Genomic DNA, 12,860 nt, shown 5'->3' with positions numbered 1-12,860 from the left:
GAAAATATCATGGAAATACAAAATACCGCTCATTTCATTATGCAATCTAAGGGTGGAGCGGGCAAATCAGTTGTGGCGGCTTTGCTAGCCCAATACTTAAAAAAAATGAATAACGACTTGATTTTAATTGATACGGATCCGAGTAATAAAACTTTAGGAAAATATAAAGGTTTAGATGTACAAAAGATTGAAGTGCTAAACAAAAGAAAATTGATTGATCAAGGCATAAATATTTTTTAGCACAACACTTAGACACGGATAGTCCGCATTGTCATGTGCTTTTATGTGCAACGGACGATAGAGGAGCCAGGCTAAATCCGAGAAAACAAGATTTACACAACTACCGTGTTGCATTTGTTAATAAATTGGCAGAACAAGGCATTGAAGCTACCGCCAGTAGGCGACATCATAGATTTTTACCCAAAGACATCAAAAAAGACGGTGAATATCAAAAAGCAAAACGACTGGGTGATATTGCCAAAAAACCACCAACCAAAGCCCAACAAGAAAAGATAAACAAAGCCAACACTGGTGTTTTGAAAGCATATCAATCTTTTGAACAACAATTACCACAATCCAACATCAAAACCGCTGTCAAAGAACTGATAAGAAGCAGACAAAGAAAAGAGATTGAGCGTTGATAGTTTGGCGGTGAGTTTCTTTTTAGAACGGCGAGATTAACCAAACAATTCACCATGGCTATTTACACAAAAAGCTAGGCAGTAGCAAACAATGCCCTAATTACCGTATTTAAGCGCTCACGGTCTTTTGGATTGTTATGCTGATTGATGATTTCTTGAACATCTAAATCAAACTGCCCCAAAAATATCCTATCATACTCTTTTTTACGGTCTTGAAACGCTTTGATTTTTGGATTTAACCGCACGGAGCGCGCATTGCTAAAATCTATGCTTTTGTAATATTCAAAATCAAAATCTTCTGCCATTTGTATACTCCTTTTTTTGCCAATTACTTGGAAAATAAGCCGTGATAATTCTGTATCTATCATTGCGTTCGGTATAAACTACTGCCAAAATTCTATCCTTATTGCTCATACCAACTTTAGTTTTGTTTTAGTTTTTGACATGTTGCCTAATCTCGCTCCATCTCTTTTTGCCTTTGAAAGTCTGTAAAATTTGGTAAAGTAAACTTACCATTGGCAATATCAGGGATTTTGTCGTTTAGGTCATTGATTTTTTTGGCAATAAAATCAGGGCTGTCTTGGTAAGTTTGACAAAGCCAATCCGCCCATTTTGCAATGTTTTGTTTGTCGCTTTGGGATAAAGTTGGGTGCTGATTGACTTTTTCGATCAGTTCAGGCTGTCCAAAAAGTCTTGGTTCTGACGTAAAAAGTTTTCGCTCTGGGCTTTCTCCTCCTCTGTCATCAACTCTTTGGGTATCAAGGCTATGTTCATGGCTTGTAGTTGCTCGGCTACTGTCATGTCTTGATACAGTTTGCGTGGTTCTTGGGTTTGGCTCTTGGGTTCTTGGGTCATGTTGTTGCTCCTGATTTTGGGTTGATTGTGCTGATTGTAGCACAGGTCGATCGGTTTCGATACCTTTGATTTCATAAACACGTTTTTTGATTTGTTCTTTAAATACATGAAAGCCGTAAGTTTTGTATAAATCATTAAAATCACTGCCTTCATCGTTTGGGCTAAAGGTAGGTGCAATGACATAACCGCCAATTGCCCGACTGGCTTCAGTGGCTTTTTCTATGCCGGAATTTAGGTTGCTTGTGTAGCCTTTTGCCATACGCTGTTTTTCGGTTTGGTGATCGTTATCCGCCATCAAGTAGATGTTACTGTTAGGCAGTTTTTCACGCACGGCTAAAGCGGTATTCATAAGATTACCACTATCAAAAGCTACGATAACAGGTCGATTTAGCTGTTCATGTAAGGTTGCTCCAGTGGCATAGCCTTCTGCTATCAAGACAGGCTCACCATCTTTTATCTCGCCAAGTATCAAATAAGAGCCTGATTTTTGCCCGTCTTTTAGATAAGATTTAAAGTTGTTGGTGTTGCTAGAAATGGTTTGAAAGGTGGTGAGTTTGCCATCTTTGTCAAAAGCAGGAATGAGTAAGTCGCCTTTGGTTAATACGGTAAAGTTTTGCCCGCTTTCTTTAAAATTTTCGCGCATGGCTTTGGCTTGTCGCCCATCATGAGCGATTTTGATATTGCTATCGGTTGGTATTTGCGACGGATCAGGCACAAGACGTAAATTGTGAGCTTGCACGCCTTTTTTGGTTAAGTATGGGTGATTGTTTGCAATGGGGGCAACATCGAACACTTGTTTGGCAAAATAAGCGGTTTTGTCATAAATTGCTTGCTGTTGTTCGTCCGCTTTGGCTCGGATTTTTTCAATTTCGGCTAAAGATTTAACCTGAATGTTTTTTTGCTGTGTTACCCAAGTGGCGGTTTCGCCTGTTTTAAAATTTTTGAAATAGCCTCTTGGTTTGCCACCATCAAGCCAACCGACATAATTTGCGTTTTTGGTTTTGCCTTTATCGCCGTCAATATGCACTCTATGCCAACGTCCGTCCATGATTGGCATGCCTTGAACATCTGCTCCCATAGATGATAAAAATTCACCAAATTCTTGTTCGTGGCTTTTGCTGTTTTGTATTGGTGGATTACGCCACTCGCTAAATTTGGTTAAATCACTGCCAATAGGCGCATACCAAGATCCAACTTCTTTATCCCATTTTGCTCCTAATTGCTTAGCCCGGTCTTTATCTTCGTAAGGAACATAAAGGTAGGTTTTGTCTTGGGCGGTGTTTGGGTTTAATTTTTTGGTTTGGTTTTTATTTTCCCACGCCTTGACTTCTGCCAAAGTCTCATGTAGTATATTTAGCAAGCGGTTTTTGCCTCCTGCTATATATCCATCATGGGTTGAACGGGTCTCAAGGGCAAGAGCCGTGTTTTTTTGTGCTTCGGTTTCTGTTTCTGCTGAAACAATGTAAAATTTTGGATTTTTATCCTTGTCTAACTCCTTTTTTAGTCTCACTACCGCATAGTGATTTTCATCATCTATCTTTATAGGACTGGCTAAAATATAATTTTCAATATTTTTGCCACCTTTGTCGCTTGATTTATCAATAACTACCGAATTTTCTAACACATAAGGCACAGTTGGCAATGCATTAACGTGAACATCAGCACCATAGTGGCTAATACTGTCTTTTACACCCCTAGCAAATAAATTAACATCACCGATTTGTGGGTGGTGAAAAATGCCATCAGGTCTATTCTCGGCAAGCCATTGTTGCATATATTCTTTGGCATTGGCAATAACTTTGCCATTTTCATCTCTTTTAATTTGTCCGCTGGAAACGGCTGTAATGGGTTCACCGTTTAAAAACTGGCTAAATTGTGATAATTGCTCGTCTGTGTATTTTGATTGATAAGTTTTCATGGTTTTTTGCTCCGTAGTTTGGGAGGTATTTGAATTTTTTTGTAAAATATATTGACTTAAATCGTCGTTTGTTTTAATATCACTTGGAAGGTCAGTTAGGTTTGATAGCGAGGGGGGTAATTGATACCCGAAGTTATCAACAAATTTCTGGCCTTTTTCTTTGTTCCAATATATTGTATTTGCCAAATCATTTTCTAACTGTGATTGTCTTCTTCCGTAAACACTTGTTACTTCTATAGCACCTTTGTTGGTAATCACATCAAGAGCTATAATAATAGGCTTTTCTTTGTTTTTTTCATACTCAACCAAGCTTGTTAAAACAACATAAGCGTTGGGATTGCTTGAGTTGTTGCTAGAGTTCATAATGGCAATTGGGCTTTCAAGCTGTTTTGGTAACTGTTTTAAGTCTTCAGCTGTAACATTATGTTTTTTAATAGCATCTTTTAAAATCGTTTTTCTGTGTATGTAGACTGGTTTGTCGTCCACTCCAAGCATTTTAAACACTTCGGGTGTATTGCCAATGACGATTTTTGCACCATCTAAAGGATTGTGATTTATTACATCATCTATCTTTTTTTCAAAATCGTTTTGGTATTCCGCTTTAACTTCAAGCTCCTCTCCAAGCCCCATCACATAATCACTGATTTTATCGGCGTCTTTGACGGCTCTAAAAATCTCTTTTGGGTCTTCTTCAATTGCTTTTACCCAGCTTTGCAAGTAGGCGTGGTGTTGGCTTGGGTCGTGTCCAATTTGTAATTGTTGTCCGATTATCATGGAGCTGATTTCGGCTCTAAGCTCTTCTTTGGCATAATTTTGAGAACCAAAACCGCCCGATAAATCACGGTTTAAACGGCTTTCATGCCCTGTAGCATGTCCAATTTCATGCAAAAGCGTGGCGTAATACAGGTCGGCTGTGGCAAACTGCGAGCGTTCGGGCATGACAATTCTGTCATCTTGTGGTGAATAGTAGGCTCTGTCGCTTGCTTGGTGAACAATGGTTAATCCTTGTTTTTCAATGCCACGGATAATCGCTTCGGCTTTGGCGTGTCGCTCCCACGCTTCTAGCTTGGGCGGTATTGGTCTTGGCGGTAGTCCGTCAATTTGTTGGGCGTTGAACAAGTTATAAGTTACGACTTTTGGGCGGTCTAGCTTCACTTCTTCTTTGATTGGCTTGCCTTTTTCATCCAAAACCACTTTGCCGTTTGCATCGGTTTTGTCTATGCGTTCGGTGGTAACGTAAAAGGTGATAGATGTGGCTTTTTCGCCACGCTTGACTTGTCCGCCCTGCTCTTTGGCATTGTTGTAGGTAAACCAACGATTATCGCCATAGCCTTGTTTTTGGGCTTTTAGCAGCAGTCTTAACACGTTAATACCGCTGTAAGGCTTGCCTTGGTGGTTGACTGGCAACAAATGTTCAGTGCCTTGCCAAGGCTTTTGCCAAACTGCGTTGTTGTTTTTGATTTGCTCAATCAAATCATTGGCAATTTCTTGAATATAGTCATCGTGTTTACTCATCATCTGCCTCTTGCTTGATGTCATCAACACTAAAGCCCATGGCTTCAAGCTCGCTTTGAGTTATGTATTCAGCACCTACGCTGTCGGCTTCTTCATAGCTTACGGTATACATATCGGTTGGTTGTGTTAAGGTTTGCTTTGAGTTATCTTGCTTGGTAGTCATAAAAATTCCTTAAAGTTTGTTAAATATAATTAAAAAACAAAGTAAAAATCAGCCATAATCAGGCTTACCATCTTTCCCCCAATAGCTTTGTTTGCATTTTGGGAAATTTGAACAGTTGAATTTGGTGTAAGGCTTGCCTTGTTTGCTTGTGCTGTCATAGCGTGTTAATTTTGCCCCACAAGCTTTACAGTCAAATTCTGTTAACGCTTTTGGTGCTTTGGGCGGTTTTTCTACAGGTTTGCCGTCTTTGTCGTCCATAACGTGGCTACAAGGATTGTCCGTGTCGTTATAGCCACTACAGCCCCAAAACGTGCCGTATTTGCCTGTGCGTTTGTACATAGGGCGACTGCATTTTGGACAACGGTGGCTTGCTTTGGCTTTTGGCGTATAACTGGCTTTTAAGGCGGTAATGGCCGGAATAATCGTGTCATTTTGCAATTTGGTGATAAAAACAGCGACATCTTGAGCGGTTTTGATGTTTTTTTGTTCATCATGCCAAATGGCGGTCATATCGGGAAAACGAATGGTGTCATCTAGCAAATCATACAAGGCTTGCCCTTTAGCTGTGCTAACAATGGTTTTACCTTTTTCTACCAAATAACCGCGTTCAAACAGATTATTGATAATATTTGAGCGTGTTGCAGGTGTGCCAATACCGCCGTGTTCGCCTTGTTTTTCTTTGTCTTTGTCTTTCAAACTTGTGGCAAGCTCTGGATTTTTGACATATTTGGCAACGCGGGTCAAATCGCCTAAAAGGCTTGTCATGCTATACAGCGGCGGCGGTTTGGTTTCGTGTTCATTGGCAACAGACTTGTTGCATAAACCGTCTAAATTTTCGGTTAAACTGCGTAAATCAATGCTTTCGCTTTGGCTATCCATTTGAGTTTCAGGGTTGTCGCTGTCATTTTGATACAGCCACTTCCAACCAATGGCAGTTTCTGCTCTTGCAGTGGTGCTAAAATGATAGGTTTTGCCATCTACCATCACCTCAATGCCAAGTTTGGTTTCGTCAAATTCATACGGCGGATAAAACTGCGCCAAATAGCTTCTTGCGATGATTTTGTACAGATTTTGTTCTTTTTGGCTTAAATTTTGCCAATTGGCAACCGTTTGGGTGGGAATGATGGCATGATGGGCAGAAACCTTGGCGGAATTAAAAGCACGCCCCTTTTGATGAAGATTGGCTTTGGTGCAAACATTGGCGGCATTGGGCAAGGTTTGATTGATGGCATTTAGCACATTTGCCACATCGGCAAACTGTTCATCAGACAAATACTGGCAATCTGAACGGTTATAAGTGATTAATTGGTGCTTTTCGCGCAAACTTTGGGTGATTGACATCACGTCATCAGGCTTATAACCAAACAAACGGCTGGCATCTTGCTGTAATTTAAGCAAATTATACGGCAGTGGGGCGGCTTCGCTTTTATGCGTGGTTTGGCAACAGGTGAGTTTGGCAGGTTTATTTGTTACCAAATTTGCCAAATTGTGGGCAAAATCCTTGTCAATCAATCGTGCTTTAGTGTCGCTTGGGTCGTCTACTGGGTCGGTATCTTTGGTTTGATAATTGGCTTTAAAAGTTAGATTAGCAAAACTAAACTCACCTTGCACAAGGTAATAAAGGCTTTTTTGGTGGCTTGCATTTTGTCTATCACGGCGTACAATCAAGCCTAAAATCGGCGTTTGCACGCGGCCAATGTGCAAGGTTTCATGTTCGCCTGTTTTGGCTTGCTCGGCTAGGCTGTAAGCACGCGTAAAGTTAAAACCAAACAATTGGTCGGCAATGGCGCGGCTTTGGGCAATTTGCCCTAAATGCTCAAACTCACGGTTGGGTTTTAGATTGGCAAGGGCTTTTTGCACCACAGCAGGCGTATTGTCGTTAATGAGTATCCGTAAAACTGGCTTAGTGTTGTTAAAAAAACTTAACAATTCATCAACAAGCAGTTGCCCCTCTTCGTCGGGGTCGCCTGCGTGAACGATGGTGTCGGCTTGTTTTAACAAATCTTTGATAACAGCCACTTGCTTGGCTTTGTCCTTAGGAATGGTTTTGGGGGCGGGCAAAGTGGCTAAAATTGGCAAGTTGTCCATGCGCCAGTATTTGTAGCGTTCGTCAATTTCTTCAGGCTGTTTTAGGGCAAGCATATGGCCAAAGCACCATGTGATGGTGTCGCTATCTTTTACCAAATAGCCGTCTTTTTGAGTAAAACCACCGCCTAAGGCTTTGGCAATGGCGCGAGCTAGGTCGGGTTTTTCGGCGATGAATAGTCTCATATGCTTACCTTGTTCTGTCGTGATTGCTTGAATGGATTGATGGTGTTTCTACTGTAGGCATAATTTTATTATCCGGAATGGGTGGCAAATTAAACTTACCGCCTGCAATATCGGGGATTTTGTCGTTTAGGTCGTTGATTTTTTTGGCAATAAAATCAGGGCTGTCTTGGTAGGCTTCTGTTAGGTATCTACGCCAGTTCTCTATAGCGTTTAACTGATCTTGATTAAGTGAGTATTCACCAATATTACTAAAAGATTGTTTTAACGATACTTCATCTTGGCTTAATGGTTGGCGGTTGTCTGTAACTGTTTCTGCTGTTGCAACTTCTAGCTTCATGTATGAAAGGTTTAAATTGGTTGCCTTGCTAAAATTGTCTATAAATTGATTGTACTTTTGTTTGTCATCTTCTAAAATATCAGAAACCGCTTCAAGAATAGCCTCATTTTTCTCAACATTATCTTTGTTATGCCAAGTGGTATCGTATTCACCAAGCATTGCCATTGTCATATAAGACAAGGTTTGTTTGTCAAAACCTGCCATTTGTGCATTGTTATAAGCAACCTGCATGTGTTTACTCAAATTAGGCGTATCTTTAACAATTGTTTGTAAATTGTCTTTGGATAAGTGTTTATCCAGTTCATCGGTTGTCAAATCTTTATCACCATCAACAAAAGCGATAACGTCTTTTAATTCCTTGTGCATGCCTAATTTAGCAAAAACCTGCTCTCTGTTATCATTGCCAATCAACTTTTGTTGATAATCCAAATCAGATTCATAATAATCAGCAATAACACCAACAAACTGCTTATCGTCGTATTCACTTGCATAGGTGCCAATTACATAGTTTTCGTAAGTTTCGTTGTCGCGGATATGCACAGCATGACGAAGTTTTTCTATCTCACTAAGTTCGTATTCATCGGTATTTAGTACTGCAAAAGCAAACCTTGGTAAATTGTTGTTGTTTTGTAAATTTGGGGTGGTTTTTTCGTGGGTGCTGTTGTACTGTTGGGCGTTTTGTACTATAGTGTCTATTAAAGCTCTATTGTGCCGGTGTTGCGATAAATCTTGCTTATTAAGATCTTCTCTCACCATTTCTGGAATAGGGCTTTTGCTTTGTTCAATTTCTACCGCTTCCAATGAATAAAACCGATTTCCTTGCTCTCTTGCCAATTCTTTGACTGTCAATTTTGCTACATAAATTTGGTCATCAATTTTTAAAGGTGCAATTGCACGGTGTATGTGGTTACCACTTTTTTCATCTTTATCTTTGTGTTGCCACCCAAAAACAGCGTTTTCAAACAATTTATCCGCATTTGCCACTGCCGTTAGATGTAAAGGCAAATTGGCGGATTTTTCATGTGCTTTGTTGCTTAGCATTTTATCTAAATTATTTTTACTAATAATTGCCTTGTAGCCATTATGAAAATTAACCAATTCTTTTTGTTCAGCACCATTTGAAACAAAATCATTGGCATATTCTCTTGTTTTGTCAAAACTGTTTGAGATATTTTTAGCAGTCGCCCCACTAAAATCACTGCCAATTTTTTCTAAATAAGCCTGATTTTTAGCTTGATTATCTAAGTTGCTACTAGTCAATTTGCCATCAACAATCGGTGCGGTCTGCTCCGCCTTAACTTCTTGCGTTTTGGATTGTTGCTGTGGCTCTGGTGCTTTTTGCGCCTCCATATTGACCTCATTGGTGGTGCGCGCCGTTTGTTTAAGCTGCAGCTCCGCCAAATCTTTTTCATTTGGCTGATAGCCTTTGGTGGCAATACCGCGCAAACTGGCCTCAAGCCACGCTTTTTGCTTAAACTCTTCTGTGCCTTTGAGTTTTATGGCTGTCCAGTTTTTAGACTGGGCTAAATCAAGCATGGCGTGAATGGTTTTTTCATCTTGGCGCGAGGTGTGTAGGCTGTTGTTTCTGTATTCAAAAGCAATGTTGACCTGATTTTTATCGTCTTTATCGTAAAAATTAACCTTTTCATCTTGCAATAAACGATTTTTAGCAACCGCCACATAATTGTTTTTGATATTGCTTGGTAATTTATCAAAATCCAATAATTTTGGTGTATTTGTTGGGGCTTGGCGTTCTTGTTCTATGTCAGGTTCTATGCTGTTTTGTAGGTTTTGATAAGGTTCGTGGCGTTCTACTTCCCATATATGGCGTTTTGAACCGTCTTGTGCCCCCATATCTAGTAAATTAACCGCTTCGCCTGGTTGGATATTGAATTTTTCTATCGATTCGCGCAGTCCCATCGCCCAAATGGTTCTGTCTTGTCCATTATCCATTTTTAGTTGCACAAAATAACTCGGTGAGTTGTTTTCGTCATGCTGATAAGGGGCTTCTCCAAAGCCTGTTACAATACCTGCGTAAGATTTTTGCGGTTGGTTTGTCATAAAGTTACTCCTCTGCTGTCATTTTTTGGTTTTGGGCGATAAAATCACCATCAAAACCAAGCTCTTTGTTAAAGGCTGCAAAAAAATCATCGTGATCTTGGTTGCCAACCATGTTTTTGCCGTCTATAATGTCATCAATGGTTTTTGGTGGCTCTAATTTCACGCCACGCATAATCTCAAGAATTGCCAATAAATCGTGTTTGGGCGGTAAATGTTTGGGTGCAATCGGTAAGCCTTGAGCAGGTTCACTCAGTTTTGTCATACGTTTGGCAAAAACTTTAGGATTGTCATAATAAAACGCCTTTTGACACAAAATCGGCTTGACACGTTTAAAAAATATCAGTTGCTTATCCGCAGGCAACTCTTTTAACTCTTGTGCAAGCATTAAAAATCGGCTTTGATCGGATACACTGATTGAACCGCCACCACCTTTGCCTCGGTTACGGCTTATTGATTTGCCTTTTACTGTTTCTGTACCCAGCATTTTGCTTAATTCTTCGGCTTGTTCTTGCTCGGTTGGCGTAAATTCAATTTGACAAGCCATATTGGATAAAATTGCCCTTGCACCATCTTTGCCATAAGCATCTTCTACTTGGGCTTTTGACTGAAATATTGGCATAAGTCGCATGTTATAACCTGCCATGTAGGCAATGGACTTTTGAATAATGCCAACACGCCCCAACGATGTGAATTCATCAATTAAAACAAGGCATTGATATTTAAGGCTTAGGTCTTTTTCGGGTAAAGTTTCGGTATTGATGTTTAATAACTGCGAAAAGAACATGTTTAACAGCTTTTCAAACCTTCCTAAATCAGACGGATTGATACTGACATAAATAGACATGCGTTTACGCCTGACATCGGCAAGGTTAAAATCAGATTTGGCCGTAGCAGAAGCAACCATCGGATCTGCAAAAATCAGCAGTGGCGAAATACAGCTTGATGATATGCCAGCTCTGGTGTTGTCTGATGAGTTGCCTGCAAATACCATTAAGGCTTCTTTACACTCCACAGTTAAAGGGCGGATTTCTTTAAGGTTTTCATCAACCACAATGGGTGTGTTTTCTCTTTCGGCAATTTTTTCAATCAGCCATTCATTAAGCGGTGTAGATGGTCTTAGCAGTTTTAAGGCTTCAGCAAAAGTGCAAGGTCGACCAGGAGTTTCCATCATGTATAAAATAATGCCCGTCAATAGACTTTGAGCCATTGAGTTAAAATAAGCGGTGTTGCCGTCCACGCCTACTGTTGGGTATAAACTGTCGACAAGGTTTTGTAAATCTTTCATGCGCCGGGTAGGATCTCTTGAAATAAAATCCAACGGATTGTAGCCATGACTGCATTTGTCATTGGCACTGGGTGCAAACAAGTAGACATCTTGGTATTTACCGCGAAAACCTGCGGTTAAATCCCAGTTTTCACCTTTGACATCAAGCACCACCACGCTATCAGAATAGTGCAAAAGGTTAGGGATAACGATACTTACGCCTTTGCCTGAACGTGTTGGAGCGGCGACAAACAAAAATTCATTACCAAAAAACTCTAAAAACTTATCTTTATGCTTGCCAACAATCACCGATGGGCGCGATGGAAAGCCTTGGCGTTTTTTGGCTTGCTCTTTTGGCGTTAAAATAAAGCCAGTTTGGCGAATTTCTGCATCATTGGCAAAACGCGCCGAACCGTGTAATTCACGTTTAGGCTTGCCAAATAAAGCAGTAAACACCACCGCATTTAGCACAAGCCACAATATACCGCCTGCTCCAAGTGATATTTGAATCGCTTGCTTAACACCCTTGTTGCCACCATAGACTTCGTTGTATTTTAAAATCGTATCATAGCCGTATACAGACATTGGTACTTTTGCCATTTCTACAAAAACATAATTGGCAAAATAAACACAAGCAACCACAGCAATGACATTAAAAATCAATATCACCGCCAAATACTCATAGGCTTTACGCTCGTTACTCATCGTTCACCCATGTGTTTTAGTTGCATAAGCCGATATTTTTCAATCGGATCGTAAAATATTTCATCTATGTGTGTGCGGTGCAAATACAGCATGACATCAATGGTGGTGCGACAATCTTGCATGATATGGTCAAAATCCATAGTTACCCCAACCGATGATTGCTTAATCAAATTGGCAATGCGGTAATAAGCCCTTTGGCTGTTGTTGGCATGAACCGTTGTAATGGAGCCTGCATGCCCTGTATTGAGTGCATTTAGGTAGTCAAAGGCTTCATCACCACGTAATTCGGTTAAAAAAATACGATCAGGCTTCATACGCATAGAAGCATGCAGCAGTGCTTTTGAACTTACGTCCTTATAGAACATATGCACTTTATTACGGTGGTGGGGCAAATCCAGTTCAGGCGTATCCTCAATGGTTAAAATACGCGTGTTTTTAGGCACAAGATCGCACACTGCCTTGGTAAAAGTGGTTTTACCCGAACCTGTTGCTCCAATTAAACACATGTTGGTTCTATGACTTACCGAAAGTTTAATAAATTTTTTGATATCCCTATCGGCTTTGGCTTTTAACAGTTGTAATTCATACAATTGTAAACTTACGTCTTTTGGAATACCCAAATAGCGGTTTAGATAGGTAATTTCTTCGCGCTGTTTTAAGATTTTATCTTTTAAGTGATTAGGCAAAACCGTATTTTTGGTTTGAAAGCCTGACACGTCCGCCCAACTGTCCAGGCGTCCTGATTGTTCATAATCCTCTAAAGTAAACCGCATAATACTGGGCTGACGAATGGTAATAGATACTGTACCAACCTCACAAGCAGTTGGAATAATGACCTGTCCGCGTTGACCGTCGGGAAAAATCCCTGAACAAATCGGCTTTTGTTGGCTAATATCCATTTTGTTATACACTGCAAATGCTTTGGCAAGGCGTTGCAAATAAGCATAATCCATTATTGGTGCATTGTGTTTTTGCCAACCGTGTTGGTTTTCTGTCCAAATCTCAAATGGGCGGTTCACCGCAATTTCGGTGTTGTCCTTATTGTCTAAATGCACTTGAATGCCAGAGCCAGTTAACAAACCACGCAATACAGCAGATCCATCAAATTCAAAGTTTTGATCTTGCATAAG

9 protein-coding genes are annotated in these 12,860 nt (G+C 40.3%); 2 read left to right on the top strand and 7 right to left on the bottom strand.

Features of this window, described 5'->3' with window-relative positions:
* Positions 1–9 precede the first annotated feature (9 nt).
* Positions 10–240, top strand: a complete 231-nt coding sequence (locus tag MOMA_RS02735; RefSeq protein ID WP_009767088.1) for a nucleotide-binding protein — start codon at positions 10–12, stop codon at positions 238–240.
* A gap of 35 nt (positions 241–275) precedes the next feature.
* Positions 276–641, top strand: a complete 366-nt coding sequence (locus MOMA_RS02730) for a hypothetical protein (protein ID WP_009767087.1) — start codon at positions 276–278, stop codon at positions 639–641.
* Positions 642–715: 74 nt separating this feature from the next.
* Here MOMA_RS02730 and MOMA_RS02725 read toward each other — a convergent pair whose 3' ends face one another.
* The 7 genes from MOMA_RS02725 to MOMA_RS02700 form a co-directional block, all read right to left on the bottom strand.
* Positions 716–946, bottom strand: a complete 231-nt coding sequence (locus MOMA_RS02725; protein ID WP_009767086.1) for a hypothetical protein — start codon at positions 944–946, stop codon at positions 716–718.
* Positions 947–1,092: 146 nt separating this feature from the next.
* Positions 1,093–4,932 carry a zincin-like metallopeptidase domain-containing protein gene (locus MOMA_RS09525; RefSeq protein ID WP_161600313.1) on the bottom strand — a complete coding sequence of 1,280 codons (3,840 nt, stop codon included), beginning with the start codon at positions 4,930–4,932 and terminating at the stop codon, positions 1,093–1,095.
* Positions 4,922–5,092, bottom strand: coding sequence for a hypothetical protein (locus tag MOMA_RS09865; protein WP_161600312.1), 171 nt, complete (start codon positions 5,090–5,092; stop codon positions 4,922–4,924). The genes MOMA_RS09525 and MOMA_RS09865 overlap by 11 nt, the downstream gene beginning before the upstream one ends.
* Positions 5,093–5,140: 48 nt before the next feature.
* On the bottom strand, positions 5,141–7,363 hold the full coding sequence (locus MOMA_RS02715) for a DNA topoisomerase 3 (RefSeq protein WP_009767084.1): 2,223 nt from the start codon (positions 7,361–7,363) through the stop codon (positions 5,141–5,143).
* Positions 7,364–7,367: 4 nt separating this feature from the next.
* On the bottom strand, positions 7,368–9,761 hold the full coding sequence (locus MOMA_RS02710) for an LPD3 domain-containing protein (RefSeq protein ID WP_009767083.1): 2,394 nt from the start codon (positions 9,759–9,761) through the stop codon (positions 7,368–7,370).
* Between the two features lie 4 nt (positions 9,762–9,765).
* Positions 9,766–11,730 carry a type IV secretory system conjugative DNA transfer family protein gene (locus MOMA_RS02705; protein ID WP_009767082.1) on the bottom strand — a complete coding sequence of 655 codons (1,965 nt, stop codon included), beginning with the start codon at positions 11,728–11,730 and terminating at the stop codon, positions 9,766–9,768.
* The gene (locus MOMA_RS02700) at positions 11,727–12,857 is read right to left on the bottom strand and encodes an ATPase, T2SS/T4P/T4SS family (RefSeq protein WP_009767081.1); all 1,131 of its coding nucleotides are present in this window, start codon (positions 12,855–12,857) and stop codon (positions 11,727–11,729) included. Before MOMA_RS02700 ends, MOMA_RS02705 begins: the two co-directional genes overlap by 4 nt.
* Positions 12,858–12,860: the final 3 nt, after the last annotated feature.

This window comes from Moraxella macacae 0408225, assembly GCF_000320365.1.
GTDB classification, from domain to species: Bacteria; Pseudomonadota; Gammaproteobacteria; order Pseudomonadales; family Moraxellaceae; genus Faucicola; species Faucicola macacae.
The sequence above is the reverse complement of the archived record's forward strand: the minus strand, read 5'-3'. Positions and strand labels throughout refer to the sequence as shown.

What these genes read in the sequence shown, in the direction of transcription:
- MOMA_RS02735 (WP_009767088.1), top strand. Translation starts at nt 10, where the DNA reads ATGGAAATACAAAATACCGCTCATTTCATTATGCAATCTAAGGGTGGA.
- MOMA_RS02725 (WP_009767086.1), bottom strand. Translation starts at nt 946, where the DNA reads ATGGCAGAAGATTTTGATTTTGAATATTACAAAAGCATAGATTTTAGC.
- MOMA_RS09525 (WP_161600313.1), bottom strand. Translation starts at nt 4,932, where the DNA reads ATGATGAGTAAACACGATGACTATATTCAAGAAATTGCCAATGATTTG.
- MOMA_RS09865 (WP_161600312.1), bottom strand. Translation starts at nt 5,092, where the DNA reads ATGACTACCAAGCAAGATAACTCAAAGCAAACCTTAACACAACCAACC.
- MOMA_RS02715 (WP_009767084.1), bottom strand. Translation starts at nt 7,363, where the DNA reads ATGAGACTATTCATCGCCGAAAAACCCGACCTAGCTCGCGCCATTGCC.
- MOMA_RS02710 (WP_009767083.1), bottom strand. Translation starts at nt 9,761, where the DNA reads ATGACAAACCAACCGCAAAAATCTTACGCAGGTATTGTAACAGGCTTT.
- MOMA_RS02705 (WP_009767082.1), bottom strand. Translation starts at nt 11,730, where the DNA reads ATGAGTAACGAGCGTAAAGCCTATGAGTATTTGGCGGTGATATTGATT.
- MOMA_RS02700 (WP_009767081.1), bottom strand. Translation starts at nt 12,857, where the DNA reads ATGCAAGATCAAAACTTTGAATTTGATGGATCTGCTGTATTGCGTGGT.